The sequence below is a fragment of the Erythrobacter sp. 3-20A1M genome, from assembly GCF_018636735.1.
Taxonomy (GTDB): domain Bacteria; phylum Pseudomonadota; class Alphaproteobacteria; order Sphingomonadales; family Sphingomonadaceae; genus Alteriqipengyuania.
In genome coordinates this window covers 1,838,127-1,864,313 of the sequence record NZ_CP045200.1, presented here as the reverse complement: position 1 = coordinate 1,864,313, position 26,187 = coordinate 1,838,127, and the positions used below count along the sequence as shown (strand labels likewise).

Annotated in this window: 21 protein-coding genes; 11 read left to right on the top strand and 10 right to left on the bottom strand. The window is 65.5% G+C overall.

The window, feature by feature from the left end:
- Positions 1–13 precede the first annotated feature (13 nt).
- The 4 genes from F7D01_RS09150 to rpoB form a co-directional block, all read right to left on the bottom strand.
- On the bottom strand, positions 14–1,021 hold the full coding sequence (locus tag F7D01_RS09150) for a histone deacetylase family protein (protein ID WP_215227303.1): 1,008 nt from the start codon (positions 1,019–1,021) through the stop codon (positions 14–16).
- Positions 1,018–2,352: a glutamate--tRNA ligase gene (gene gltX, locus F7D01_RS09145; protein ID WP_215227302.1), complete on the bottom strand. Its 1,335-nt coding sequence runs from the start codon at positions 2,350–2,352 to the stop codon at positions 1,018–1,020. Before gltX ends, F7D01_RS09150 begins: the two co-directional genes overlap by 4 nt.
- Positions 2,353–2,564: 212 nt before the next feature.
- Entirely contained in the window at positions 2,565–6,908 is a 4,344-nt protein-coding gene (gene rpoC / locus F7D01_RS09140) for a DNA-directed RNA polymerase subunit beta' (protein ID WP_215227301.1), read from the bottom strand.
- Between the two features lie 68 nt (positions 6,909–6,976).
- Positions 6,977–11,143: a DNA-directed RNA polymerase subunit beta gene (rpoB, locus tag F7D01_RS09135; RefSeq protein WP_215227300.1), complete on the bottom strand. Its 4,167-nt coding sequence runs from the start codon at positions 11,141–11,143 to the stop codon at positions 6,977–6,979.
- Positions 11,144–11,561: 418 nt separating this feature from the next.
- On the opposite strand from rpoB, the gene F7D01_RS15390 reads away from it, so the two are divergent.
- The 6 genes from F7D01_RS15390 (at position 11,562) to rplL (ending at position 14,236) form a co-directional block, all read left to right on the top strand.
- Positions 11,562–11,684, top strand: a complete 123-nt coding sequence (locus tag F7D01_RS15390; protein WP_256443704.1) for a hypothetical protein — start codon at positions 11,562–11,564, stop codon at positions 11,682–11,684.
- Positions 11,685–11,721: 37 nt separating this feature from the next.
- A complete protein-coding gene (locus F7D01_RS09130) occupies positions 11,722–12,276 on the top strand; it encodes a DUF2975 domain-containing protein (protein WP_215227299.1) in 555 nt (184 codons plus the stop codon).
- The gene (locus F7D01_RS09125; protein WP_215227298.1) at positions 12,276–12,506 is read left to right on the top strand and encodes a helix-turn-helix transcriptional regulator; all 231 of its coding nucleotides are present in this window, start codon (positions 12,276–12,278) and stop codon (positions 12,504–12,506) included. The genes F7D01_RS09130 and F7D01_RS09125 overlap by 1 nt, the downstream gene beginning before the upstream one ends.
- A 96-nt stretch (positions 12,507–12,602) precedes the next feature.
- Positions 12,603–12,857, top strand: a complete 255-nt coding sequence (locus tag F7D01_RS09120; protein WP_215227297.1) for a hypothetical protein — start codon at positions 12,603–12,605, stop codon at positions 12,855–12,857.
- 416 nt (positions 12,858–13,273) lie between these two features.
- Positions 13,274–13,789 (top strand): 50S ribosomal protein L10, encoded by a 516-nt coding sequence (gene rplJ / locus F7D01_RS09115; protein WP_215227296.1) that lies wholly within the window; start codon positions 13,274–13,276, stop codon positions 13,787–13,789.
- 72 nt (positions 13,790–13,861) lie between these two features.
- The gene (gene rplL / locus F7D01_RS09110; RefSeq protein WP_215227295.1) at positions 13,862–14,236 is read left to right on the top strand and encodes a 50S ribosomal protein L7/L12; all 375 of its coding nucleotides are present in this window, start codon (positions 13,862–13,864) and stop codon (positions 14,234–14,236) included.
- 112 nt (positions 14,237–14,348) lie between these two features.
- Here rplL and F7D01_RS09105 read toward each other — a convergent pair whose 3' ends face one another.
- The 4 genes from F7D01_RS09105 to F7D01_RS09090 all read right to left on the bottom strand — a co-directional run bounded on the left by F7D01_RS09105 (position 14,349) and on the right by F7D01_RS09090 (position 19,620).
- Entirely contained in the window at positions 14,349–15,206 is an 858-nt protein-coding gene (locus F7D01_RS09105; RefSeq protein ID WP_215227294.1) for an SDR family oxidoreductase, read from the bottom strand.
- Positions 15,203–15,703: a MarR family winged helix-turn-helix transcriptional regulator gene (locus F7D01_RS09100; RefSeq protein ID WP_215227293.1), complete on the bottom strand. Its 501-nt coding sequence runs from the start codon at positions 15,701–15,703 to the stop codon at positions 15,203–15,205. The genes F7D01_RS09105 and F7D01_RS09100 overlap by 4 nt, the downstream gene beginning before the upstream one ends.
- 491 nt (positions 15,704–16,194) lie before the next feature.
- Entirely contained in the window at positions 16,195–17,937 is a 1,743-nt protein-coding gene (locus F7D01_RS09095) for a cation:proton antiporter (RefSeq protein ID WP_215227292.1), read from the bottom strand.
- Positions 17,938–18,018: 81 nt separating this feature from the next.
- On the bottom strand, positions 18,019–19,620 hold the full coding sequence (locus F7D01_RS09090) for an alkaline phosphatase family protein (protein WP_215227291.1): 1,602 nt from the start codon (positions 19,618–19,620) through the stop codon (positions 18,019–18,021).
- A 23-nt stretch (positions 19,621–19,643) separates the two neighbouring features.
- Between F7D01_RS09090 and F7D01_RS09085 the strand changes: the two genes are divergently transcribed.
- Entirely contained in the window at positions 19,644–20,543 is a 900-nt protein-coding gene (locus tag F7D01_RS09085) for a GNAT family N-acetyltransferase (RefSeq protein ID WP_215227290.1), read from the top strand.
- Here the strand turns inward: F7D01_RS09085 and F7D01_RS09080 are convergent.
- Positions 20,513–21,004, bottom strand: coding sequence for a PEPxxWA-CTERM sorting domain-containing protein (locus F7D01_RS09080; protein WP_215227289.1), 492 nt, complete (start codon positions 21,002–21,004; stop codon positions 20,513–20,515). The genes F7D01_RS09085 and F7D01_RS09080 overlap by 31 nt on opposite strands.
- Before the next feature lie 28 nt (positions 21,005–21,032).
- Positions 21,033–21,593, bottom strand: coding sequence for a PEPxxWA-CTERM sorting domain-containing protein (locus F7D01_RS09075; protein WP_251566670.1), 561 nt, complete (start codon positions 21,591–21,593; stop codon positions 21,033–21,035).
- A gap of 332 nt (positions 21,594–21,925) precedes the next feature.
- Between F7D01_RS09075 and F7D01_RS09070 the strand changes: the two genes are divergently transcribed.
- The 4 genes from F7D01_RS09070 (at position 21,926) to F7D01_RS09055 (ending at position 26,021) form a co-directional block, all read left to right on the top strand.
- Complete coding sequence (locus F7D01_RS09070) at positions 21,926–23,314, top strand: MATE family efflux transporter (protein WP_251566668.1); 1,389 nt, start codon at positions 21,926–21,928, stop codon at positions 23,312–23,314.
- A 138-nt stretch (positions 23,315–23,452) separates the two neighbouring features.
- Complete coding sequence (gene groES / locus F7D01_RS09065) at positions 23,453–23,740, top strand: co-chaperone GroES (protein ID WP_215227287.1); 288 nt, start codon at positions 23,453–23,455, stop codon at positions 23,738–23,740.
- Between the two features lie 56 nt (positions 23,741–23,796).
- Complete coding sequence (gene groL / locus F7D01_RS09060) at positions 23,797–25,449, top strand: chaperonin GroEL (protein WP_215227286.1); 1,653 nt, start codon at positions 23,797–23,799, stop codon at positions 25,447–25,449.
- A gap of 164 nt (positions 25,450–25,613) precedes the next feature.
- Complete coding sequence (locus F7D01_RS09055) at positions 25,614–26,021, top strand: host attachment protein (RefSeq protein ID WP_215227285.1); 408 nt, start codon at positions 25,614–25,616, stop codon at positions 26,019–26,021.
- The last annotated feature ends 166 nt before the right edge of the window (positions 26,022–26,187 follow it).

The following is a 26,187-nucleotide window of genomic DNA, read 5'->3' as shown; positions in this document are numbered from 1 at the left end:
TAGCGCGGCGTTCCTAGCCCCATCCGGCCAGGAACGCCGCCACGTTCGATCCCAGCGCGTCGACCGCGTAGCCCCCTTCCATCACGATAAGCGTCGGCACGCCGAGGGCAGCGATCATGCCGGCCATCGCAGTGTAATCATCGCGGTGCAGGCGGAATTGCGAGATCGGGTCGCCTGCGAAGGTGTCTGCGCCGTAGGAGATCACCAGCAAGTCCGGGCCATGTGCGCGGACCGTGGCTAGCGCCTTCTCCAGCGCGGGGGCGTATCCGCTCCATTCGGTGCCCTGCGGCAGCGGCAGGTTGAGCGTCGCGCCCTCTCCCGCACCCGCGCCGCGCTCGTCCGCGTGGCCCCAGTAGAACGGGAAGTCGGTCTTCGGATCGGCATGGATGGAGGCGAACAGCACCTCTCCGTCTTCGTAGAAGATGTCCTGCGTGCCGTTGCCGTGGTGATAATCGACGTCGAGGATCGCCACCCGGCCGGCCCCGCGTGCCTGCGCCGCGCGGGCGGCGATGGCGGCATTGTTGAGGTAGCAATAGCCACCCATGTAATCCGCCCCGGCATGGTGCCCGGGCGGCCGGCACAGCGCGAAGGCGGCCCGGTCGCCCGTCAGCACGGCGTCCATCCCGGTCAGAGCGCTCTGCGCCGCGCCATAGGCGGCGTCCCACGTACCCGCCGCGATCGGGGTCGACGCGTCGGTGGAATAGGCACCGATCTTCGCATCGATCCGCTCCAGCTCCAGTTTTCTACGCGCCACGATCGGAAAGACGTATCCCATCGCATCGCCTTCGCGCCCGGCGGCGCGCCACTGGCGGTACGCATCGCGCAGGAATGCGACATAGGCGGGATCGTGCGCCGCCAGGATCGGCTCAATCCCGAAATCGCGCGCCGGTTCGCCCGGACCGCAGGCATCCAGCACCGAGGTGAGCCGCGCGGGCACCTCCGCATAGTCCATCCATCCGCCATTGTGCAGCTCGCGCGTGGGCGCATGCTCGACCTGCGCGGGATCGGAGAACACTCTCATCGGCTGCCTCCCGCCGCCCGGGCGAGCCGGGCGCGCGCTTCCGCTTCGCCGATCAGGGGGACCAGTTCGCCCATGTCGGGGCCGTGATCCATGCCGGTCAGCGCCTGGCGCAAAGGCAGGAACAGCTGCTTACCCTTGCGTCCGGTGCGCTCCTTCAGCGTGGCGGTGAGCGCTTGCCAGGGATCGTCGGACCACACCAGGGCATCGGCTGCTTCCGACAGGTACACGCGGTCCTCGGCGGAGAAATCGGGTTGCTCGATCGGTCCGGTGACGAGCCGCCACCAGTCGCCCGCCTCGCCGACATGCGACAGGTTGGGCCGGATCGCATGCCAGCCCGCTTCGTCAATCCCGGCGGGCAAGCGGTCCGCGACCTCGGCGAAATCGAGCTTATGCACGATCGCAGCATTGATCCGATCAAGCTCGGCATCGTCGAACTTGGCCGGTGCGCGCCCGAAGGTCGACAGGTCGAAGCTGTCCAGCAAGCGCGCACGGTCGGCGATCGGTTCGACCGGCTGGCTGGTGCCGAGCCGCGCCAGCAGCGCGACCAGCGCCTCGGGCTCGATCCCCCGTTCGCGAAAGGCTTCGCAGCCAAGCGAGCCGAGCCGCTTCGACAGCTTGCCTTCGCTCCCGACCAGCAGCGCCTCGTGCGCGAAACGGGGCGGGCGCGCATTCATCGCCTCGAACATCTGGATCTGCGCGGCGGTGTTCGACACATGATCCTCACCGCGCAGGACGTCGGTCACGCCCATGTTGATGTCGTCGAGCACGCTCGGCAACATATAGAGCCACGAGCCGTCGGCACGGCGGATCACCGGATCGGACAGCTGCGCCGGATCGAATTTCTGGGCCCCGCGCACCCCGTCGTCCCATTCGATCGGGCGGTCGTGATCGAGGCGGAAGCGCCAGTGGGGCGCGATCCCCTCCGCCTCCTTTGCCGCGCGCTCCTTTTCGGTCAGCGCCAGCGCCGCCCGGTCGTAGATCGGGGGCAGGCCGCGGCCCAGTGCGATCTTGCGCTTCAGCTCCAGCTCCTGCGCAGTCTCGTAAGCCGGGTAGATCCGCCCTGCGGAGCGCAGCCGCTCGAACGCGACGTTGTACATGTTCAGCCGCAGCGACTGGCGTTCCTCGCCGTCGGGCGTGAGGCCCAGCCAGGCGAGATCGGCGCGGATGGCATCGACATATTCCTCGCGGCTGCGCTCCGCATCGGTATCGTCGATCCGCAACATGAAGCGCCCGCCATCCTTTCGCGCCAGCATCCAGTTGTGCAGCGCGGTGCGGATGTTGCCGACATGGAGGCGCCCCGTGGGCGAAGGGGCGAAGCGCGTGATGGTCATGCCATGCCGCTTAGCGCGGCGCCCGCCTCATTGCGAGAAGAGCGTGACCGAATGCCCCGCCGTGCGGCGATCGCGCGCAATCGAGCGAGCCCGTGGCGAGGATGAGCGCCCAGGTCGACGGCCCGGAAGCGCCGCCGGCAAGGCCGGTAAGAAAAAGCCCCGCCGGATCGCTCCGGCGGGGCCTTTCATTTCGGTTCGACGGATCGAACGGCTCAGCTGGCGGGGTCGCTCGCTTCGCCCTCGTCGGAGGTCTGGAGGTACTCACCCGCATCGGCGTCGGTGCCGTGGGTTTCGCCCTCCATCCGCGCGATCGGATCGTCGCCGGTGGCTGCTTCCGGACCCTGCTCCAGCTCCGCCTCGTGCTCTTCCGCGGCGGTGTTGGCAGCGATCAGATCTTCCTGCGCCTTCTTCCACTGCGCACGGAGCGCGGCGTCGCGGCTGGAGGCGGTGATGCGCACCCGGTTCATCGCCGCGCCGGTACCGGCGGGGATGAGACGGCCCACGATCACGTTCTCCTTCAGCCCGATCAGCGTGTCCTTCTTCCCTTCGACCGCCGCCTGCGTCAGCACGCGGGTGGTTTCCTGGAACGAAGCCGCCGAGATGAAGCTGCGGGTCTGCAGCGAAGCCTTGGTGATCCCGAGCAGGATCGGCTTGCCCTGGGCCGGGCTCTTGCCCTTGCCCAGCTTCGAGTTGACCGCGTTCATCTCCTCCAGATCGACCTGTTCGCCCGGCAGCAGCACGGTGTCGCCGCTGTCGGTGATCTCGACCTTCTGCAGCATCTGGCGAACGATCACCTCGATGTGCTTGTCGTTGATCTTCACGCCCTGCAGTCGATAGACTTCCTGGATTTCCGTGCAGAGATACTCGGCCAGCGCCTCCACGCCCAGCACGTCGAGGATGTCGTGCGGGTTCGGCGAACCGGAAATCAGGGTGTCCCCCTTCTTCACGAAGTCGCCTTCCTGCACGTCGATCACCTTGGTCTTGGGGATCAGGTACTCGACTGCCTCGCCTTCTTCCGGAACGATCGCGATCTTGCGCTTGGCCTTGTATTCGCGGACGAATTCGATCTTGCCCGAAATCTTGGCGATGATCGCGTTGTCCTTGGGAATACGCGCTTCGAACAGCTCGGCAACACGCGGCAGACCGCCGGTGATGTCGCGCGTCTTGGCAGCTTCGCGGCTGGCACGGGCAAGGATGTCGCCCGCGTCGACCTGCTGGCCGTCCTGGACCGACAGCGTGGTGCCCGGCGCCAGCATGTAGCGCGCGGCCTCCGTCTCGTCGTTCGCATCGTTCAGCAGGGTCAGGCGCGGCCGCAGGTCCTCGTTCTTCTTGCGACCCGTCGCCCGGTTCTCGGTCACGACGCGCTGGGCGATACCGGTGGCATCGTCCACCCGCTCTTCCAGCGTGGTGCCTTCGAGCAGGTCTTGGAAGCGCACGACACCCGACTGCTCGGTGATGATCGGCAGGCTGAACGGATCCCATTCGGCCAGGCGATCGCCTTCCTTCACCTTCTCGCCGTCCTTGTGCATCAGGACGGTACCGTAAGGCACCTTGTGGATCTCGCGCTCGCGACCTTCCGCGTCGATCACCGCCAGTTCGCCGTTGCGGGCGAGCGACAGGATACGACCCTTCTTGTCGTTGATCGTCGGCATGTCGCGATAGACGACCTTACCGTCAGAGACCGACTCGAGGTGGCTCGTCTCGTTGAGCTGCGCCGCGCCGCCGATGTGGAAGGTCCGCATCGTTAGCTGGGTGCCGGGCTCACCGATCGACTGCGCCGCGATGACGCCGACGGCTTCGCCGATGTTGACCGGCGTACCGCGGGCGAGGTCACGACCGTAGCAGGTGCCGCAAACGCCCTGCTCCGCCTCGCAGACCAGCGGCGAACGGATCTTCGCCACCTGCACCTCGGCCTCCTCGATGTCCTTCACCATCGGCTCGTCGATCAGCGTTCCCGCCTTCACGATGACCTCGCCGGTCGCGGCGTGGACGATGTCCTCCGCCGTGGTCCGGCCCAGGATACGCTCGCCGAGGCTGGCGATGACCGAACCGCCCTGCACGATCGCGCGCATTTCCAGCGCGTTCTGCGTCTTGCAGTCCTCCTCGACGATGACGCAGTCCTGCGACACGTCGACGAGGCGGCGGGTCAGGTAACCCGAGTTCGCGGTCTTCAACGCCGTGTCCGCCAGGCCCTTACGCGCGCCGTGGGTGGAGTTGAAGTATTCGAGGACGGTCAGGCCTTCCTTGAAGTTCGAGATGATCGGCGTTTCGATGATCTCGCCCGACGGCTTGGCCATCAGGCCGCGCATGCCGGCGAGCTGCTTCATCTGCGCCGGCGAACCACGCGCACCGGAGTGGCTCATCATGTAGATCGAGTTGATCTGCGCCTGCTTGCCGTCGTCGTCGATCGGTTGCGACTTGATCTTCTCCATCATCGCGTCGGCCACCTGGTCGCCGCAGCGGCTCCAGGCATCGATCACCTTGTTGTACTTTTCCTGCTGGGTGATCAGGCCGTCCTGGTACTGCTGCTCGTAACCGGCCACCAGTTCCTTGGTCTGCTCGATCATCCCGTCCTTCTCGTGCGGGATGATCATGTCGTCCTTGCCGAACGAGATGCCGGCACGGAACGCGTGGCGGAAGCCCAGCGTCATGATGGCGTCGGCGAACAGCACCGTGTCCTTCTGACCCGTGTGGCGATAAACCTGGTCGATGACGTCGCCGATCTCCTTCTTGGTCAGAAGGCGGTTGATGATGTCGTAGGGAACCTTGTGGTTCTTCGGCAGGCATTCGCCGATCAGCATGCGGCCCGGGGTCGTCTCGAACCGCTTCATCACGGTCTTGCCGTCCTCGTCCGCCTGCGGAACGCGGGCGATGATCTTGGAGTGGAGCGAAACCGCCTTCATCTCGAGCGCCTGGTGCACTTCGGCCATGTCGGCGAAGCGCGGCAGCTTCTCGATCTTCGTGCCGTCCTTCTCCTCGATATATTCGGGGGTGTGCTCCTGCCGTTCCATCGACAGGTAATAGATGCCCAGCACCATGTCCTGCGAGGGCACGATGATCGGCTTGCCATTCGCAGGCGACAGGATGTTGTTGGTGCTCATCATCAGCACGCGCGCTTCGAGCTGGGCTTCCAGCGAAAGCGGAACGTGGACGGCCATCTGGTCGCCGTCGAAGTCGGCGTTGAAGGCCGAGCAGACGAGCGGGTGCAGCTGGATCGCCTTGCCCTCGATCAGCACGGGCTCGAACGCCTGGATGCCGAGGCGGTGGAGCGTGGGCGCGCGGTTCAGGAGGACGGGATGCTCGCGGATGACCTCATCCAGGATGTCCCAGACCTCCTTGCGCTCCTTCTCGACCCACTTCTTCGCCTGCTTCAGGGTCATGGACAGACCCTTGGCGTCGAGGCGGGCGTAGATGAACGGCTTGAACAGCTCGAGCGCCATCTTCTTGGGCAGGCCGCACTGGTGCAGCTTGAGCTCGGGACCGGTCACGATGACCGAACGGCCCGAATAGTCGACGCGCTTGCCGAGCAGGTTCTGGCGGAAGCGGCCCTGCTTGCCCTTGAGCATGTCGGACAGCGACTTCAGCGGGCGCTTGTTGGCGCCGGTGATGACACGGCCGCGGCGACCATTGTCGAACAGCGCGTCGACCGCCTCCTGCAGCATGCGCTTCTCGTTACGCACGATGATGTCGGGCGCGCGCAGTTCCATCAGGCGCTTCAACCGGTTGTTGCGGTTGATGACGCGGCGATAGAGGTCGTTGAGGTCGGACGTCGCGAAACGGCCGCCGTCCAGCGGCACCAGCGGGCGCAGCTCGGGCGGGATCACGGGGACGACTTCCAGGATCATCCACTCGGGGCGGTTGCCCGAATCGATGAAGCTTTCGACGACCTTCAGCCGCTTGATAATCTTGGCCGGCTTCAGCTTGGACTTGGTGGTCTCGAGTTCCTCGAGAAGGTCGGCCTTCTCCTGTTCGAGGTCCAGATCCATCAGCATGAACTTGACCGCTTCCGCGCCGATCCCGGCGGAGAAGGCGTCCTCGCCATACTCGTCCTGCGCCTCGAGCAGCTCGTCCTCGGTCAGCAGCTGGAACTTCTCCAGCGGAGTCAGGCCCGGCTCGGTGACGATATAGGCTTCGAAATAGAGCACGCGCTCCAGCTGCTTGAGCTGCATGTCGAGCAGCAGGCCGATACGGCTCGGCAGCGACTTCAGGAACCAGATATGCGCGACCGGCGCGGCCAGTTCGATATGGCCCATGCGCTCGCGGCGGACCTTGGTCACGGTGACCTCGACGCCGCACTTCTCGCAGACGACGCCCTTGTACTTCATGCGCTTGTACTTGCCGCACAGGCACTCGTAATCCTTCACCGGACCGAAGATGCGCGCGCAGAACAGGCCGTCACGCTCAGGCTTGAACGTGCGGTAGTTGATCGTCTCCGGCTTCTTGATCTCGCCGAAGGACCAGCTGCGGATACGCTCCGGCGATGCCAGACCGATCTGGATCTGGTCGAAGGTTTCCGGCTTGGCCAGCTGGTTGGTGAATTTGGTCAGTTCGTTCATGTCTCAAATCCCTTGGGGGGAGAAATCCTGGGCGAAGGTGCGGGCGACCGGAGCCGCCCGCGCCATCGTCATTCAGCCGCTATCGCGAGGCCGTCGCCGTCCTCGTCGTCCTCACCCAGGCTGGTGAGTTCGACGTTGAGGCCGAGGCTGCGCATTTCCTTCACGAGCACGTTGAAGCTTTCCGGAATGCCGGCCTCGAAGGTGTCGTCGCCCTTGACGATTGCTTCGTAGACCTTGGTCCGCCCGACCACGTCGTCGGACTTCACGGTCAGCATCTCCTGCAGCGTGTAGGCCGCACCGTAGGCCTGGAGTGCCCAGACCTCCATCTCGCCGAAGCGCTGGCCGCCGAACTGCGCCTTGCCGCCCAGCGGCTGCTGGGTGACGAGGCTGTACGGCCCGATCGAACGTGCGTGGATCTTGTCGTCGACCAGGTGGTGCAGCTTCAGCATGTAGATGTAGCCGACGGTGACCTGCCGGTCGAACGCCTCGCCGGTGCGGCCGTCGAACAGCGTGACCTGGCCCGATCCGGGCAGGTTCGCCTTCTCGAGCTGTTCGGTCACGTCGCTCTCGCGCGCGCCGTCGAACACCGGAGTGCCCATGGGTACGCCCATGCGCAGATTGCCGGCCAGCTCCACGATTTCCGAAGTCGAACGGGCGTCGATGTCGGCGTGGTACTGGTCGCCATAGACCTCCTTCAGCTTGGCCTTCACCGCTTCGGGCGGCGCGGCGGCTTCGGGGTCCGGATTGGCGCTGCGCCATTCGTCGAGCGCCGCCGTGACCTGCTGGCCGAGACCGCGTGCGGCCATGCCGAGGTGGGTCTCGAAGATCTGCCCGACGTTCATGCGCGAGGGCACGCCCAGCGGGTTCAGCACGATGTCGACCGGGGTGCCGTCCTCGAGGAACGGCATGTCCTCCTGCGGCAGGATGCGCGAGATGACGCCCTTGTTGCCGTGACGGCCGGCCATCTTGTCGCCCGGCTGCAGCTTGCGCTTCACCGCGACGAAGACCTTGACCATCTTCAGCACGCCCGGGGCCAGCTCGTCACCGCGTTCGAGCTTCTCCTTGCGGTCCTCGAACTTGTGATCGATGCCCTTCACGGCCTCGTCGTACTGGGTCTTGACCGCCTCCAGCTGGGCCTGACGGTTGTCGTCGGCCACCGCGAACTTGAACCATTCGTGGCGGTCGATGCCGTCGAGCATCTCCTCGCTGATCTCCGTGCCCTTCTTAACGCCCTTGGGCGCAGCCGAAGCGGTCTGGCCGATCAGCATATCGCGCAGCCGGTTGTAGGTCGCCCGGTTGAGGATCGCGCGTTCGTCCTGGCTGTCCTTGCGCAGACGCTCGATTTCCTCGTTCTGGATCGCGCGGGTACGGTCGTCGATCTCGATACCGTGGCGGTTGAACACCCGCACCTCGACCACCGTGCCGGCAACGCCGGGCGGCAGGCGGAGCGAGGTGTCGCGCACGTCGCTGGCCTTCTCGCCGAAGATCGCACGGAGGAGCTTTTCCTCCGGCGTCATCGGGCTTTCGCCCTTCGGCGTGATCTTGCCCGCCAGGATGTCGCCCGGGTGTACTTCGGCACCGATATAGACGATGCCTGCTTCGTCGAGGTTGCGCAGCGCTTCCTCGCCCACATTGGGAATGTCGCGGGTGATGTCTTCCGGACCCAACTTGGTGTCGCGGGCCATCACCTCGAATTCCTCGATGTGGATCGAGGTGAACACGTCGTCCTTCACGATGCGCTCGGAGATGAGGATGGAGTCCTCGTAGTTGTAGCCGTTCCAGGGCATGAAGGCGACGAGGCTGTTCTTGCCCAGGGCCAGCTCGCCCAGATCGGTGCTGGGACCGTCCGCAATCACGTCGCCCGGCTCCACCGTCTCGCCCACCTTCACCAGCGGACGCTGGTTGATGCAGGTGTTCTGGTTGGAACGCTGGAACTTCTGCAGGGTGTAGATGTCGACGCCGGACTGACCGGCCTCCACATCGCCCTGCGCACGGATGACGATACGGGTCGCGTCGACCTGGTCGACGATGCCGCCGCGCTTGGCGGTGATCGCCGCGCCGCTGTCACGCGCCACGGTCTCTTCCATGCCGGTGCCCACGAACGGCGCCTCGGCGCGAACCAGCGGCACCGCCTGGCGCTGCATGTTCGAACCCATCAGCGCGCGGTTGGCGTCGTCGTTTTCCAGGAACGGGATCAACGAGGCCGCGACCGAGACGAGCTGCTTGGGCGAAACGTCCATCAGCGTGATCTGCTCGCGCGGGGCCATCAGGTTGTCGCCCGAATGGCGCGCCGAAACCAGCTCTTCCACGAAGCTGCCGTCTTCGGTCAGCTCGGCGGAAGCCTGCGCGACGGTGTGCTTCTGCTCCTCCATCGCGGAGAGGTAGATCACGTCGCTGGTGACCTTGCCGTCCTTCACCTGGCGATACGGCGTCTCGATGAAGCCGTACTTGTTCACCCGGCTGAAGCTGGCGAGCGAGTTGATCAGGCCGATGTTCGGGCCTTCCGGCGTCTCGATCGGGCAGATGCGGCCATAGTGGGTCGGGTGAACGTCGCGGACTTCGAAGCCTGCGCGCTCACGCGTCAGACCGCCCGGCCCGAGCGCCGAGACGCGGCGCTTGTGGGTGACTTCCGACAGCGGATTGGTCTGGTCCATGAACTGCGACAGCTGGCTGGAGCCGAAGAACTCGCGCACCGCGGCCACGGCGGGCTTCGCGTTGATGAGATCGTTCGGCATCACGGTCGAGACGTCGACCGAAGACATGCGCTCCTTCACGGCGCGCTCCATGCGCAGCAGGCCGACGCGGTACTGGTTTTCCAGCAGTTCGCCCACCGAACGCACGCGGCGATTGCCGAGATTGTCGATGTCGTCGACTTCGCCCTTGCCGTCCTTCAGGCCGACGAGCTCCTTCACCACCGCAAGGATGTCTTCCTTGCGCAGCGTGGTGACGGTGTCTTCGGCATCGAGTTCGAGCCGCATGTTCAGCTTGACGCGGCCGACGGCCGACAGGTCGTAGCGGTCGCCATCGAAGAACAGACCTTCGAACAGCGCCTCGGCGGTTTCCTTGGTCGGCGGCTCGCCCGGGCGCATCACCTTGTAGATCGCCTCCAGACCCTCTTCACGATTCTCGGCCTTGTCGGCCTGCAGCGTGTTGCGGATCCACGGGCCGGTGTTGACGTGGTCAATGTCGAGCAGCTGGATGCGGTCGATTCCGGCATTGTCCAGCGCCTCGAGGTTTTCGGGCGACACTTCCTCGCCCGCCTCGATGTAGATGCGGCCCGTGGATTCGTCGATCATGTCCGCCGCGGCGTAGCGGGCGAACACTTCCTCGGTCGGCAGCAGCAGCGTGGTGAGGCCGTCCTTGGCCTCCTTATTAGCGGCGCGCGGGCTGATCTTGTGGCCGGCGCCGAACACTTCCTCGCCGGTGTCGGCATTGACCAGGGCGAAGCCCGGCTTCACGCCGCGCCATTGCTCGGGCACGAACGGAATCTTCCACCCGTCCTTGGCCCGTTCCCACGTCACGGTGTCGTAGAAGTGATCGAGGATCGCCTCGCTATCGAGACCCAGCGCGTAGAGCAGGCTGGTGACCGGCAGCTTGCGCTTGCGGTCGATGCGGACGTTTACGATGTCCTTCGCGTCGAACTCGAAATCGAGCCACGAACCGCGATAGGGAATGACGCGCGCGGCGAACAGCAGCTTGCCGGACGAGTGGGTCTTCCCGCGGTCGTGGTCGAACAGCACACCGGGCGAACGGTGCATCTGCGACACGATCACGCGCTCGGTGCCGTTGATGATGAAGGTGCCGTTCTCGGTCATGAGCGGCATGTCGCCCATGTAGACGTCCTGCTCCTTGATATCGAGCACGGAGCGGGTCTCGGTCTCTTGGTCCACTTCGAACACGATCAGGCGCAGCGTCACCTTCATCGGGGCCGCGTAGGTGATGCCGCGCTGGCGGCATTCGGTAGTGTCGTATTTCGGCGGCTCGAGCTCGTAATTGACGAAGTCCAGCTCGGCGGTGCCGGCGAAGTCGCGGATGGGGAACACGCTGCGCAGCGTCTTCTCGAGGCCGGAAACGTAATCGATCTCCTTGTCGGAACGCAGGAACTGCTCGTAGCTCTCGCGCTGGACCTCGATCAGGTTCGGCATCTGCACCACTTCGTGGATGTCGCCGAAAATCTTGCGGATGCGCCGCTTCGCGGTGCCGGTGTTGGCCCGAGCCTTCGCCTTGGTCGCCATGGAGGAGAGTACCTCTTTCTTCGTGTTCCCGGACGCCGCGGGACGCGCGCGCCGGATCGCCGTGATGTTCGCGTGCGGGACAGGCTCCACCGCAGACGCTGCAAGGCCGCAGCGAATCGCCCACCGGTCCGGTGGACAGCTGCAGCCAGTCAGAACGTCGCGATTATGGAGCGCGCCGCTTCCATTCCTAGGTCGATCCCCGCGCAGGACCGTCCTTGCTCGAAGCCGGCGGTTGGGTGCGAGATAGGCGGGAGGCCGCGCGAAGTCAACGGGTGAGGGCGGACACGGGGCGGGCAAATGCGAGCGGTATCAATGGATTATCGTTTTTCGATATTATCGATTGACGATATGGGCGGTTTTGTTTATCGATTAGCGATATCGACATCATCGTGATTCGATACATGAAAGGAACATAATCATGACCGCTCGCCTCTTCGCATTCGCCACCGCCGTGCTGCTGACCTTCGCCACGTTCCAGCAGGTGGCCGCGATCCCCGCCGCGCCTGTCGCGAGCCAGCCCGCCGCCGGGCAGCTTGCCTGAGCCCACCCGCCCCGCCCTTCACCCGGAGTTCGCCATCATGAAAGCCACCAAGTCCGATCCCCTGCTCACCATAGCGCGCATCGTCGTGGTCATCGGGGAAACCCTGATGGCGATCGCGATCCTCGCCATGGGGGTGGTCGCGGCCATCCTGCCCTTCGTCGGCGACACGGTGGAGGAAAAGCTGCGCACCGCCTCCGGCGTGCCGACCGCCGATTTCCCCGTGCTGCCAGCCATCGCCGTGCTGCTGCTGGCGCTGGTCGCGTTCGTGCTGCTCTACCTGTTCCTGCGCAATCTGCGCCGCATCATCGACACGGTGGGCGAGGGCGATCCGTTCCTGCCCGTCAACGCGACGCGCCTCACCAATATGGCGTGGCAGATGCTGGCGGTGCAGTTGCTCGCCCTGCCGATCGGCGCGATCGGGATGCTCTTCGCAGGCGACATGCCCCGGCCGGAGGGTTCGCAGACGGACTGGATCCATGTCGATGCCAGCCTGGACTTCAGCGGCATCGTGATGGTCGTCGTCCTGTTCATCCTCGCCCGCGTGTTCCGGCAAGGTGCCGCCATGCGCGCCGATCTGGAAGGAACCGTGTGATGCCCGCGGAGGAAGGAGCCAACATCATGGTAAAGCTCGACGACCTGCTGCACGAGCGGCGCATGACCCTGACCGAGCTGGCCGATCGCGTCGGCCTGACCCTCGCCAACCTCTCGATCCTGAAGACCGGCAAGGCGAAGGCGATCCGCTTCTCCACGCTCGAGGCGATCTGCCGCGAGCTGGAATGCCAGCCCGGCGACCTGCTGGCCTACGGCCCGGAAAAAGCGTAACCAACCTTTCCATCGGATGAATTTTTCGCTCCCAATTCGGAACGAATCGAATTATGGCCGCATTGAGGCATTGAAACCTCACCTAGGAGATTCGTTATGAAGAAGCTTTTGATCGCCGCCCTGCCCGTCGCCTTCGCCCTCGCCGCCTGCGGCGAGAAGCCGGCCGAAGACACGACCGCGATGGACGACACCACGATGGCGACCCCGACCGAGACCGCGATGCCCGACGCCACGATGACCGACGGCACCATGACCGACGGCGCGATGACCGACACCGCGACCCCGACCGACGGCGCGATGACCGACGGCGCGACCCCGACCGACACGGCTTCGACCGACGCGGCGATGTAAGCCATTCGATCCTTCCCCGTCCCAGCGGCGGGGATCGATCGTCCGGAGAAGGCCCGCCCAATGGCGGGCCTTTTTCGTATGAGGGAACGACAGGTCCGGGCGGCGCATGCCCGCGCCCTGCCTTGACATTCCCCCGCCATTGCGCGAAAGGCGCGCCCGATCGCTTCGGCGGTCATCCGTCCGAGACAGCTGGTGAGGGAAACCTGTCCCTCTTAATTTCCGGCCTAGACGGGGAAACGAGATTTTCGGCCCGCCCTGCCCGGTGCCACCGCGCATCCCTCGGCCATGTCCCGGGATCGCACTCCTCCTTCCCTGATCGAACGGACCAAGCCCCGTGCCGGCTACGGCGCGGGACGTGTGAGCCGGTCGTGCGTGCCCATGCCGGGCAGGTGCGGCCATTAGTGAAGGAGTACGGCATGGATCGTTCGCAGAAAACCGAAGCGGTCGCCCAGCTCAATGCGGTCTTCAAAGAGGTCGGCGTGGTGGTTGTCACCCGCAACCTCGGCCTGTCGGTGGCGCAATCCACCGATCTGCGCAGCAAGGTCCGCGAAGCGGGTGCGACTTACAAGGTTGCGAAGAACCGTCTTGCCACGCTCGCCCTGAAGGACACCGATTACGAAGGGCTGGAGGAATATCTCTCCGGCCCGACGGCGCTGGCCTGGTCGGAAGACCCGGTCGCCGCGGCGAAGGCCACGGTGGATTTCGCCAAGACGAACGACAAGCTCGAAATCGTCGGCGGATCGATGGGCGGGCAGATGCTCGACGAAGCAGGGGTCAGGGCGCTCGCCGCGCTGCCCAGCCTCGACGAGCTGCGCGCAAAGCTGGTGGGTCTCGTCAACGCCCCGGCGACCAAGGTCGCCCAGGTGGTCAACGCCCCCGCCGCCAAGCTCGCCCGCGTGTTCGGTGCCTATGGCGCCAAGGACGCGGCGTAAGCGGTTTTTCCAATACGCAAACATTCAACTGGGGCGCAGCACGCACCCCGCCTAAATTTGGAGTAATGCATCATGGCCGATATCAAGGCTCTCGTTGAAGAACTGTCGAAGCTGACCGTCCTCGAAGCCGCCGAGCTCGCCTCGGCTCTCGAGGAAGAGTGGGGCGTGTCCGCCGCGGCCGCGGTGGCGATGCCTGCCGCCGGTGGCGCGGGCGATGCGCCCGCCGCCGAAGAGAAGGACGAGTTCGACGTCATCCTGACCGGTGACGGCGGCAAGAAGATCCAGGTCATCAAGGAAGTCCGCGCCATCACCGGCCTGGGCCTCACCGAAGCCAAGGGTCTCGTCGAAGGCGCGCCGAAGCCGCTCAAGGAAGGCGTCAACAAGGCCGAAGCCGAAGAGATCAAGAGCAAGATCGAAGCCGCCGGCGGCACGGTCGAGCTCAAGTAACGGATCGGGCGGGCCACAGGCTCGCCACCGTTACCCCGGAGCCGATCCGGGTCTCGCACCAAAAGAAGGGGCGGTACCGCGAGGTGCCGCCCTTTTCTTTTGTGCGAGTAGCCTATTGCGAAAACTGCTCCCGATGGTCCTCGATGAAATCGGTGAAGCTGTGGGGCGGCTTGCCGGTCAGGCGCTCGACTTCGAATGTCGGGTCGATATCGTGGTGCCCGGCGACGACATCGTCGAACTGGACGACCAGCCCCTTCGCCATCCACTGCGAATTGTTGGTCAGGCGCAGGATCGCCCAGAACACCGACGTTGGCAGATCGAGATAGCGGACCTTGTGGCCCAACGCCTTCGACAGGCGGGCGGAGGCTTCCTTCATGTCCAGCGTTTCCGGTCCGGTCAGGAAATAGGTCGCGTCCGCGTGCCCTTCCTCGGTCAGCACCTTGGCCGCGACGAGGGCGATGTCGCGCGTGTCGATCCAGGAAACCGAACCGCTGCCCGTCACCTGCGGCAGAAAGCCCTTAGCGATCGGGTCCTTGAACCACAGGAAATTCTGCATGAACGCGGTCGGCTTCAGGATCGTCCAGTCGATCCCCGACGGGCGCAGATGATGGTCGATCAGCGCATGCGCCTTGGCCCAGGGAACGGGCGAGCGCGCATTGCTGTCGGAGGCGGAGATCTTTACGATCCGGCCGATACCCGCCGCCTTCGCCGCATCGATCGCCGCGGTCTCCTGCGCCACCTGTCGCTGCGTTGGCGGGGTGATGAGGAACATGCTGTCGATGCCCTGCATCGCGGACGGCAGCGTCTCCGGCCGGTCGAAATCACCCAACACAGCGTCCATGCCCCTGTGGCCGAAGTCTTCGACCTGCTGTTCCTTGCGGCAAAGGGCGCGAAACGGCGTCCCCGCTTCCTTGAATATCCGGCAGATTTCACCCCCGATTCCGCCGGTTGCACCTGAGACCAGGATCATGAGATCATTTGCTTTCTACGATTTCGGATGGGGACCGGAGACGCGGTGGCGCTGTCGAGCCACTCGGCAAGGATCGTATTAATGGCTTCCAGCGTTCGCACCATCTCACCAATTCGAGCGGTTCCGACCCGATTGGCGATCTCTGCATCCAGCGCTGCTGCGGCCTGGTCGGCGCTGGTGACGGCTGCGATGCCCGCGTCGGTCAGAACGACGAGCCTGGCGCGGCGATGATGTGGATTATCCCGGAATTCCACCAGCTCGCGATAGGCCAGCAAATCGACGATTCGCTGCACTGCCTGCCGCGTTAGCCCCATGTTCCTTGCGATCGAGGCGATAGGAAGCGGCACCGGCGAGTAGCGCAGTGCAGCTAGGATCTGCCACCAGGCACTGGTCAGCCCCAGTGGCGCGACCAGCTCATTTCCGGTGGCGATCAGCCTTACATTGGTGGCGAATACGGTAAGAGCAAATTCGCGTACGTCGGTTTTCTTGTTCGCCATGGAACAGCGCACCAAATATATGCAGGCATTGTAAAATGTTCCTGGCGTGCGTCGGTTCCTCCAACCGATGGGAGCATTCCGCCGCGGCTACCGAAGAAGTCGCGCAAAGGGGCGGGATGACATAGTCGGGGGTCGGATACGCGCCGAAGCATATCGCTGGCGCATGCTCTTCGTCTAGCCGAGATCGAAGCCACCGAGAGACGATCCAGAACGACGGCAACCTTCCTCCGCGCCCGCGATTTCCTACGTCGCAGCGATCGACTACGCTCGCGTCGCTCTTTCCTATCGTCTGCCTGGCTCGCCACCTGCGGCAACGCTGCTTCGTTCGTAGCGTGCGTGTCGCCGAAGCACGTCGCGGCGCGAGAAACGCGGAAGTTGACCCTTCGCGACGTGAATCGACCGTCAACTCTCTGAAATTACACTTTTTCCCAGCCGCGCGCTATTTTGCAAAGCACCCGCTTCGGTGTTCCACCTTGGTCGTTACCGGGCCGTCATTCCGGGGCCGTCACGCGCAGGGTTCGCTCGTTCCCGGCATGCAGGTCGCCAGCATCGATCTGCGCCGCCAGCCGCGCGGCGTCGTTCTCACGGAAGGTCTGGACCAGCTGGTCGATCTGCTCCCCGCCCAGCCCCACGCAATCGAGCGCGGCGCGGCCCATCGCGATCGAGCCCTCGCGCACCTCGCGCTCCACATGTGCCATCTCGACCGGGGCGAGGCGGATCAGCGTACGCCGGTCGAAGGCGCGTACCATGATCGCGGCATCCGGGAACGCCTCCTTCACCGAGGCGAGGAAATCGGGCTGCAACTGGTCGCCGTCGATACAGAAGCAGATCAGCGCCGCCTCGTCCGCCCCGGCCTGGCGCAGCAGGTCCATGCGCAGGCCGTCGCCGAAGAACACGCGATGGCCGAACTCTTCCGCGACGTCGATCTGGTCCACCTGCCGGTCGATCAGGGAGACCCGGATGCCGCCCAGCAGCAGCATCTGCGCCACCGTCTGCCCGAACCGGCCGAAACCGATCACGAGCGCCCGCGCGCCGTCCGCGCTCGGCCCCTCACGCGTGCGCTCGTCCGCCCCCGCCCGGCGCAGCGGCGCGGTGACCATCATCAGGAACGGCGTGGTCGCCATCGACAGGGTTACGATCGCGCCGAACAGGCTGGCGGTGTCGGCATCGATCACCCCGCCCGTGCGCGCCTGCGTAAACAGGACGAAGGCGAACTCCCCGCCCTGGCTCAGCAGCAGGCCCAGCGCCAACGCACTGCGCCAGCGCATCTTCAGGACCAGCCCGATCGCGGTGATGATCGCGGTCTTGGCCGTCACCAGCGCCAGCGCCATGGCGACCACGAACAGCGGCTGGCGCGCGATCGCCGCCAGGTCCAGCATCATGCCGATGGAAAGGAAGAACAGGCCGAGCAGTATCGACCGGAACGGCTCGATATCCGCCTCCAGCTCGTGCCGGTAGGGGGTGCTCGCCAGCATGACCCCCGCGACGAAGGCCCCGAGCGCGGCGGAGAGGCCCAGCGCCTCCATGATCGCAGCGGCGGCGACCACGGTGAAGAGGCCCGCGACCACGAACATCTCGCGCTCGCCCAGCCGCCCGATCAGGCGGAACAGCGGGCGCAGCAGGTATCGCCCGGCCAGGATCAGCACCGCGATGGCGACCACGCTTTCCACCGCCAGCAGCCAGCCGGGCGGCCCGGTCTCCGCCCCCTGCGCGCCCAATGCCGCGACGATGGTGATGAGCGGGATGATCGACAGGTCCTGGAACAGCAGTATCGCAAAGGCGCGCTCGCCGAACGGAGTCCTCAGCCGTCCCGCACTCTGCAACATCGGCAGCACCTGCGCGGTCGAGGAGAGGCCGAGCGGCAGGCCGAGCGCGATCGCCGCCGTAAGCGGATAGGCCGCCGCGAGCCAGATCACCGCCACCAGCGCCGCGCCGCACAGGGCCACCTGCGCCAGGCCGAGGCCGAAGATCGCCTCCTTCATGCGCCACAGCCGCTTGGGCTCCAGCTCCAGCCCGACAATGAAGAGGAGGAGGACGATGCCGAGCTCGGCAAAGCCGATCATGTCCTCGCCGTCGCCTGCCAGGCCCAGCATCTGCGGGCCGACCACCGCCCCAGCGACGAGATAGCCCAGCGTGGCGCCCAGCCCCAGCTTGCGGAACAGGAGCACGAAGACCAGCGCTGCCGCCAGCAGCACCAGCCCGCTCGCCAGCATCGATTGTTCGCCGTGTTCCATGCGTGCTCTTTCGCCGCTACCCCGCGCCCCGCGGTTTGGCCTTCCTAGCGCGACCCCGTGACGAGGCAAGCGCGCCCGTTACTAGCGGGGTATCGGCCTCGCCATGCGCGCCTGCGCCAGCTGGGTCCAAGCGGCGCGCGCCTGCGGATGGTCCGGCATGATCGCGAGCAGGCGCGCGAGCAGGGTTTCCGCCTCGTCCGCATCGGGCAGTTCCGTGGCCAGCAGGGCCTGCAGTGCGGCGGCATTGTAAGGCGCTTCGTCGAGCACGGCGCGGAACAGCCCAGCCGCGCGTTCGCCCTGACCCAGCATCAGCCGCGCGAGACCCACGCGCAGGCGATCGTCGGGAGAGGGGCTTTGCTCCGCGCGCTCGAGGTGAGGTTCCGCGCGGCGCGCATCGCCCCTGGCCGCGTAATAGGCCCCGTTGATCAGGTCGGCCCAGACATGGTCGGGCGCCTGTCGGGCGATGCGTGCCGCCAGCTCCGGCAATTCAGCCACGCCGTCTTCCAAGGCGACGAGGGCGGAGGCGAGGATGCCGCAGGCGAGGATGTTGTCCGGCTCGTCCGTCAGGATGGCGCGCGCCAGCTCCGCCGCCCGCGCCGGGTCGCGCGCCAGCGCCAGCTCCGCTTCGGCAAGGCGGTAGCGCATATGCCACGCACGCACCTGCGGCTGATGCAGCGGGGCCAGCGCGAGCAAATCGTCGAGGCTGCGGCTGGTGATGGGAGCAGCCGCGCTCTCGTCGGCCCCGGACGATCCGCCGCGCGATGCGTCGAGACCGAACTCGGCAAGGACCAAATCCGGAACCCCCAGCGTGGAGAGACCTGCCGCCCGCGTTCCCGGGGGAAAGCGCTCTCCCCGCGCGATCAGGAAGCCGGCCGATCGCGCTCCGGGCGACAGCACCATCACGGTGCAGTCGTCCGACACCAATTGCAGGATCTGCTGCAGCGTCTGGTCGAACAGAAACCACGCCGCGGGGGGGAGATCGGCGGGGCTTTCGACCCCCAGCGCGGCGCATGCCGCCTCGAACCAGTCCTGGTACAGGAAGATCGCTTCGGCCCCCGCCGTTTCCAGCAGTTCGGTCGCGACCGGATGGAGGGACGCCAGTCGCGCGATCGCGAGTGCGACCTTGCGCTCGCGCGCCGCGCGTTGCTCGGGATCGGCGTCCGCCTCCGTCAGCAGCGGCGCGAGGAGCTGGCGCGGCAGCTCCGCCGGGTGGACGCGCAATTCGCGCAGCGTCTGGCGAAACGCATCCGGCGCGACGTCAAGCGGCAGGGGCCAGTCGTCGCGCCCCAGCCCTTCCGCCTCGCCGAAGCGCGGGTCGATATGCGTCCCCGTCCATGTCGCGCCCGGCAGCGTGCCGGGCCAACCGAGGCTGGCGGTTTGCATACCCGCATCGGACAGCCGCTCCCATACAGGCGCGATCCGCCAAGAAGCCTTGCCAGCCGGCCTGAGCCCGGAGGGACCGGGTTCTTCGGTCAGGAGCAGGCCGTGTTCGTCCGGCATGACGCCGCTCGACAGCGTGGCCCAGGCGGCGATCGAGAGCGGGGGGACGGGCGATACCAGCGGTCGCACCTGCGCCCGCCCGGCCAGCCGGGCCAGGGTGGGCAACGCCCCGCGCCGCATCGCCGCGTCGAGCGTATCGAGATCGAGCCCGGCGAGGCCCATAACGAGGAGTTTTGCGCTCATGACAACCGTGATAGCAGGCGGCGATGAACGATGTCTCGATCGAACGCGCGGGCGATGCTCAGATGCCGGAGATTCTGCCCCTGCTGGCACCGCTTGCCGGAACGCAGATCGTCGCATTCGTCGCGCGCGACGGAAATGGCGCGATGCTGGGTGCTGGCGGCATCGGCTGGCAGAGCTGGGGCGACCCGCCCGGCTTCCCGGCGTGGATTCATGTCATGCCCGATCATCGCCGGGCGGGCGTGGGCCGCGCGCTGGCGCGTGCGCTGATCGAGCGGACGCAGGGGGAGGCACCGGCGCTGTGGGCGATCCGCCCGCTGGTTGAGGGGGAGCCCGCCCCCGCCTTCGCGAAAGCCATGGGGATGGAGCCCCGGTATCGCCAGTTGCGCTTCCGAGGCGATGCGCAGAGGCTGTACGCGCATCTCGTCTCGATTCTCGATCGCCTCCGCCGTCACGACCGCATTCCCGACGGAGCGACATGCGTCCGGCTGGACGGAAACAATGCAGCGGCGGTCGCGGCGCTGGTGCGGCGCGAGGTGCGCGGCGCGTCCCCCGCGATCGGCGGATGGATCGCGCAAGCGCTGAAGGACCCCACGCGGCGCTCGGCGATCGATCTCGACCGCAGCCGCGTACTCGAAATCAACGGTGTGGTCGCGGGCGCGGTGCTCACCCGGCGTCTTGCCGACGGGGACAATAGCGAGATCATCTGTACCGTCGTGTCACCCGAAGTGCGAGGTGGCTGGGCGAATGTCCTGGTGCTGACCGAAACCACCCGCACCGGCGCGGAATCGACCTGCGACTGGTACCTGTTCGATTGCGCGCACGACAACCGCGACACGCTCGGCCTGGCCCGCAGGACCGGGGCCGAGCATCTATCGACGGAAGAGAATTACTATTACGCGATCGCGGGGCGCGGCGCGGCCTGATTGCGGCGACGCATCGCCGCGCCGGCGGCACCCAGGCCCAGGATCATTAGCGCCCAGGTCGCGGGTTCCGGCACACCGCCCGCGCTTAGTGCCTCGTAGCTGATTTGGGTGACCTTGTAGCCAGTGGAGTCCACCGTGGCAGTGCCAGAATAACGGGAAGCGCCGATATCGAAGAGAAGCGAGTAGGTCTTATCGTCCTGCACATAAACACCCCCGCGGTCAGTAGGCTCCCCGGGTAAGCCTATTCTAGCCGTGCCGTTCGCCGCCAGAAATGCTTTTGTAAAACCCCCGGATGGACTAAAAAACGTGTATTGTGCACTTGAAGCGCCGCCGATCGTGATCGGAGTGCCGTCAGGGCTCGCGTCGTAGTCCACGTCGATCGTGGTCGCGGCGTGGGCTTGGCCCGCCATGCCCGCTAATGCGAAGAGAGCGGCCGGCTTGGCGATCGTCGAAGCTTTCATGAAACAGTTCCCCTCTAACTGAATATTGTTACGCGATCGCGGGGCGCGGGGCGACCTGATTGCGGCGGCGCATCGCCGCGCCGGCGGCACCCATGCCCAGGATCATCAGCGCCCAGGTCGCCGGTTCCGGCACGCCGCCTGCACCCAAGGCCTCGTAGCTGATCTGCGAGATGTGGTTCCCCGCGCCATCGACGGTCGCTGTGCCCGAATAGCGGGTATCACCGATATCGAACCGCAACGAGAATTCGCCATTGGTGTAGATCGGGAAGGGAATGCCGTCGCCCCCGTAACCAAAGCCCAGATTGGTCTCGACCGAACTATAGTTCGCGGGTTCCCCGGGAGAACCGATCTTAGCGTTGCCATTGGCGTAGATACGCGTCTTGGTCGGTCCGGCACCGCCGAACTCATCCGGCGTCGGCACATCGAGCTTGAAGGTGTATTGCGGGGCAGCGGCACCGCCGATCGTAATGGGCGTGCCATCCACGGTCGGCGCGTAATCCACATCCACCGTCGTGGCAGCGCTAGCCGGCCCCGCCATACCGACGAGGGCAAAGAGTGACGTGGGTGCGACCGCGTAAGCAAGCTTCATTTCGTTTCCCCTCATCCGCCCGATACTGCCACTTGGTAGTATCGGGAAAAGCCGTCCCAGCGTGGCAGTATAGTTAAACTCCGATTAACCAATAACGGTATTTCCGATGGCTGGATACGGTTTTTTTGGGGGTCCACCAAGAATTGTTCCAAAACAATACATCGAACCGGATGGGTCCAAGAAGTAGGGCCGGCCGCTTCGCTGGAAATGCCGGTTTGCGGGTTCTCAACCTCGCCAGCACGCCCTACCGGACCTGGGCGACGCGCGTCCCGTAGCGGGAACGGGTTGCCCAGCCGATATCGGATCGACCATTGCGACCATCCTCATCCATCGTGGAAACGCCTTCATGGCGCGGCGAGCTCGCGGCGACGCTGCGGCTCGGCTGGCCGCTGGCGGCGGCGAACCTGCTGCAGATGCTGACTTATGCGGTCGACGTGATCTTCATCGGTCGGCTGGGAGAGGCGCCGCTGGCCGCGTCGGCGATCGTGGTGGCGCTGTTCGGCCTGGTGCTGTGGGCGCTGTCCGGCCTGACCGGCGCCGTCGCGCCGCTGATCGCGGAGGCGCTGGGCGCGCGCGCTCCGGCGCTGCGCATAGTGCGCCGGGCGACCCGCATGGCGCTGTGGCTGGCTGTCATCACCGGCGCGCTGGGCATGGCCGCGTGTCTCGCTCTCCCCGCACTGATGCGTGCAACGGGACAGGAGTCCGCGATCATCTCGCTGGCGAACGAGTACAACCGCGTGCTGATCTGGTCGATGATCCCGATGCTGATCGTCAACGTGCTCAGGACATTCGTCTCCGCCCTGGGCCGACCGCTATTCGCGACCGTCATCACCGCGGGCGGGATCGGGGTGAACGCGCTGGCGAATTACGCCTTCATATTCGGAAACTGGGGTGCCCCGGCACTGGGGCTGGCGGGAGCGGCGGTGGCGACGATCACGACGGGTGTCGTGACCGCGCTCGCCTATATCGTTGCCATCCGTTTGGATCCGCGGCTGCATGTCTATCACATCTTCGGCAATGTCTGGCGGCCCGACTGGCAGCGGTTGCGCCAGATCGTGGTCATCGGGACGCCCATCGGGTTGACGATCACGGCGGAGGCGGGGATCTTCGGCGCCGCCGCGTTCCTGATGGGGCGGATCGGCGCGACCGAGCTCGCCGCGCATACCATCGCCCTGCAGATCGCAGCTCTTGCCTTCCAGGTGCCGTTCGGGATCGGCCAGGCGGCGACCATTCGCGTCGGCTATCATTACGGGGCGCGCGATCCGGTCGGGATCCGGCGCGCCGGGTGGAGCGGGATCGCGCTGGGCGCGGGCTTCATGGTGGCGACCGCGCTGGCGATGCTGCTGGCACCCGTGCCGCTGCTGGCGATCTATATCGACCCCTTCGCAGCGGCGAATGCGGGCCTTGTGGTATTTGCGCTGCGATTCCTGAAAGTCGCGGCCGCGTTCCAACTCGTCGACGGCATCCAGGCGGTCGCCGCCGGGGCGCTGCGCGGTCTGCAGGACACGCGCGTACCGATGACGATTGCCGCCTTCGCCTATTGGGTTCCGGGGTTTGGCACGGCGCTGTTCCTCGGCTTCTACACGCCATTGCGGGGTACGGGCGTGTGGATCGGATTGGCGACCGGCCTGGGCGTCGCGGCCGCATTGTTGCTATGGCGCTGGGCGCGACGCCGGGACCTTGGACTGACCGTGACGGACGCGCCCGCCGACCCGGCGTAGAGGAGGCACGACCGGCCCCTAATTTCTTGATGAACACAGCTTGACGACCATGTGGGTCGCACACATATGCGCCCTGCTGGCACTCTCCACCGGTGAGTGCCAACGGATATTCATCAACGTAATCTGAGAGGTCACAACATGGCATTTCGTCCGCTGCACGACCGCGTACTGGTCCGTCGCATCGAAGCCGAGGAAAAGACCGCCGGCGGGATCATCATTCCCGACAGCGCCAAGGAAAAGCCGAGCGAGGGCGAAATCGTAGCCGTCGGTTCGGGCGCCAAGGCCGAAGACGGCAAGGTCACTCCGCTCGACGTCAAGGAAGGCGACCGCATCCTGTTCGGCAAGTGGTCCGGCACCGAGGTGAAGCTCGACGGCGAAGACCTGCTGATCATGAAGGAAAGCGACATCATGGGGATCATCGGCTGAGCCGATCTCTCCGTCTGTACTTCCTCAACTAAACTCAAATTCCAGGAGAAACGAAAATGGCAGCCAAGGACGTGAAATTTTCGCGCGACGCGCGCGAACGCATCCTGAAGGGCGTGGATACGCTCGCCAATGCGGTAAAGGTGACACTGGGGCCGAAGGGCCGCAACGTCGTGATCGACAAGAGCTTCGGTGCCCCGCGCATCACCAAGGACGGCGTTTCCGTCGCCAAGGAAATCGAGCTCAAGGACAAGTTCGAGAACATGGGCGCGCAGATGCTGCGCGAAGTCGCCAGCAAGGCGAACGACAAGGCCGGTGACGGCACCACGACCGCGACCGTGCTGGCGCAGTCGATCGTCAAGGAAGGCATGAAGTCGGTTTCCGCCGGCATGAACCCGATGGACCTGAAGCGCGGCATCGACATCGCGGTGGGCAAGGTCGTCGAGGACCTCAAGGGCCGTTCCAAGGACGTCTCCGGCTCTTCCGAGATCGCCCAGGTCGGCGTGATCTCGGCGAACGGAGACAAGGAAGTCGGCGAGAAGATCGCGGAAGCGATGGACAAGGTCGGCAAGGAAGGCGTGATCACCGTCGACGAATCGAAGGGCCTCGAATTCGAGCTCGAGACCGTCGAAGGCATGCAGTTCGATCGCGGCTATCTCTCCCCCTACTTCATCACCAACCCGGAAAAGATGCAGGTGGAGCTCGATAACCCCTACATCCTGATCCACGAGAAGAAGCTGTCGAACCTGCAGTCGATGCTGCCGGTGCTCGAAGCGGCGGTGCAGAGCGGGCGTCCGCTTCTCATCATCGCCGAGGACATCGAAGGCGAGGCGCTGGCCACGCTGGTGGTCAACAAGCTGCGCGGCGGCCTGAAGGTCGCGGCGGTCAAGGCCCCCGGCTTCGGCGATCGCCGCAAGGCGATGCTGCAGGACATCGCGATCCTGACCAAGGGCGAGATGATCAGCGAAGATCTCGGCATCAAGCTCGAGAACGTCACGCTGGGCATGCTGGGCGAAGCCAAGCGCGTCACCATCGACAAGGACAACACCACCATCGTCGACGGTTCGGGCTCGGCCGAGGACATCCAGGCCCGGGTCGGTGAAATCCGCACCCAGATCGACAACACTTCGAGCGACTACGATCGCGAGAAGCTGCAGGAACGGCTTGCGAAGCTGGCCGGCGGCGTTGCCGTGATCAAGGTCGGCGGTGCCACCGAAGTCGAGGTGAAGGAGCGCAAGGATCGCGTCGACGACGCTCTGCATGCGACCCGCGCCGCGGTGGAAGAAGGCATCGTCCCGGGCGGCGGCACCGCCCTGCTCTATGCCACGAAGGCGCTGAGCGGTCTCGAAGGCGAGAACGACGATCAGACCCGCGGCATCGACATCGTGCGTCGCGCGCTGCAGGCACCGCTTCGCCAGATTGCCGAGAACGCCGGTCACGACGGCGCGGTCGTCGCGGGCAAGCTGCTCGATGGCGAAGACCAGTCGATGGGCTTCAACGCACAGACCGACACTTACGAGGATTTGGTCAAGGCCGGCGTCGTCGACCCGACCAAGGTCGTACGCACCGCGCTGCAGGACGCAGCCTCGGTCGCCGGCCTGCTCATCACCACCGAAGCGGCGGTGAGCGAGATCCCGGAAGAGAAGTCCGGCGGCGGCGGCATGCCCGATATGGGCGGCATGGGCGGAATGGGTGGAATGGGCGGCTTCTAAGCCGACCGTTTATCCGGCCTACCAGCCGACAGACAAGAAGGCCCGGCGGAGCGATCCGCCGGGCCTTTTTTCGCGTTCTTCCGCACATCCGAACCGCTCGCATGGACCCGCGGGGCGTTTCACCCGTTTCCACGACATACCATCCAACAAGAGAGGAGACCTCGATGAAACTACCGCAGAATGCCCATGTCGCACTGGTCGATGGCCAACGTTTCGTGATGTTGCGCAACAGCGGCGCGATCTTCGAACCCAAGCTTACCGCGACCGATACGCCCGATATCGAAGGCACGAACTTCAGCGCTGGCGTGCGACATCAGGATTCGGCCAGCCAGCGGACCGGTGAAACCGATCTCAACGAACTGGCCCATGGGGCAGCTGCGGCCGAATGGCTCAACGGAAAGGTGCTCGAGAACGAGATCAAGGATCTGCTCGTGATCGCCGACCCCAAGACGCTGGGCGAAATGCGACGCCATTATCACAAGGAACTGAAAGCCCGGCTGGTCGGAGAGATCGACAAGGCGCTTACCGGCGAACCCCTTGCCAAGATCGAGCAGGCGATCGTCGCCGCCTGAGCCGATCGATGAGTGATCGTGCCGCCGACGTCTGAAAAGGGCGGCAGATCGAACCCCCAAAAAGTTCGTATATTTCGGCGGCTCGCTCCCATCGGAGCGGGCCGTTCGATCGCCATGGTCGCACCTGTTCCGGCAGTTCGTCGCGTGTATGGAGTCGCCTGTCGCA

Bases quoted from the DNA above. Each gene is read 5' to 3' on its own strand.
- F7D01_RS15390 (WP_256443704.1), top strand. From the start codon at position 11,562: ATGACCGCTCGCCTCTTCGCATTCGCCACCGCCGTGCTGCTGACCTTC.
- groL (WP_215227286.1), top strand. From the start codon at position 23,797: ATGGCAGCCAAGGACGTGAAATTTTCGCGCGACGCGCGCGAACGCATC.
- F7D01_RS09105 (WP_215227294.1), bottom strand. From the start codon at position 15,206: ATGATCCTGGTCTCAGGTGCAACCGGCGGAATCGGGGGTGAAATCTGC.
- F7D01_RS09075 (WP_251566670.1), bottom strand. From the start codon at position 21,593: ATGAAGCTTGCTTACGCGGTCGCACCCACGTCACTCTTTGCCCTCGTC.
- rplL (WP_215227295.1), top strand. From the start codon at position 13,862: ATGGCCGATATCAAGGCTCTCGTTGAAGAACTGTCGAAGCTGACCGTC.
- F7D01_RS09130 (WP_215227299.1), top strand. From the start codon at position 11,722: ATGAAAGCCACCAAGTCCGATCCCCTGCTCACCATAGCGCGCATCGTC.
- F7D01_RS09090 (WP_215227291.1), bottom strand. From the start codon at position 19,620: ATGAGCGCAAAACTCCTCGTTATGGGCCTCGCCGGGCTCGATCTCGAT.
- F7D01_RS09150 (WP_215227303.1), bottom strand. From the start codon at position 1,021: ATGAGAGTGTTCTCCGATCCCGCGCAGGTCGAGCATGCGCCCACGCGC.
- rplJ (WP_215227296.1), top strand. From the start codon at position 13,274: ATGGATCGTTCGCAGAAAACCGAAGCGGTCGCCCAGCTCAATGCGGTC.
- F7D01_RS09100 (WP_215227293.1), bottom strand. From the start codon at position 15,703: ATGGCGAACAAGAAAACCGACGTACGCGAATTTGCTCTTACCGTATTC.
- F7D01_RS09125 (WP_215227298.1), top strand. From the start codon at position 12,276: ATGCCCGCGGAGGAAGGAGCCAACATCATGGTAAAGCTCGACGACCTG.
- rpoB (WP_215227300.1), bottom strand. From the start codon at position 11,143: ATGGCGACCAAGGCGAAGGCTCGGGCCAACACCGGCACCGCGAAGCGG.
- groES (WP_215227287.1), top strand. From the start codon at position 23,453: ATGGCATTTCGTCCGCTGCACGACCGCGTACTGGTCCGTCGCATCGAA.
- F7D01_RS09055 (WP_215227285.1), top strand. From the start codon at position 25,614: ATGAAACTACCGCAGAATGCCCATGTCGCACTGGTCGATGGCCAACGT.
- F7D01_RS09085 (WP_215227290.1), top strand. From the start codon at position 19,644: ATGAACGATGTCTCGATCGAACGCGCGGGCGATGCTCAGATGCCGGAG.
- F7D01_RS09120 (WP_215227297.1), top strand. From the start codon at position 12,603: ATGAAGAAGCTTTTGATCGCCGCCCTGCCCGTCGCCTTCGCCCTCGCC.
- F7D01_RS09095 (WP_215227292.1), bottom strand. From the start codon at position 17,937: ATGGAACACGGCGAACAATCGATGCTGGCGAGCGGGCTGGTGCTGCTG.
- rpoC (WP_215227301.1), bottom strand. From the start codon at position 6,908: ATGAACGAACTGACCAAATTCACCAACCAGCTGGCCAAGCCGGAAACC.
- F7D01_RS09080 (WP_215227289.1), bottom strand. From the start codon at position 21,004: ATGAAAGCTTCGACGATCGCCAAGCCGGCCGCTCTCTTCGCATTAGCG.
- gltX (WP_215227302.1), bottom strand. From the start codon at position 2,352: ATGACCATCACGCGCTTCGCCCCTTCGCCCACGGGGCGCCTCCATGTC.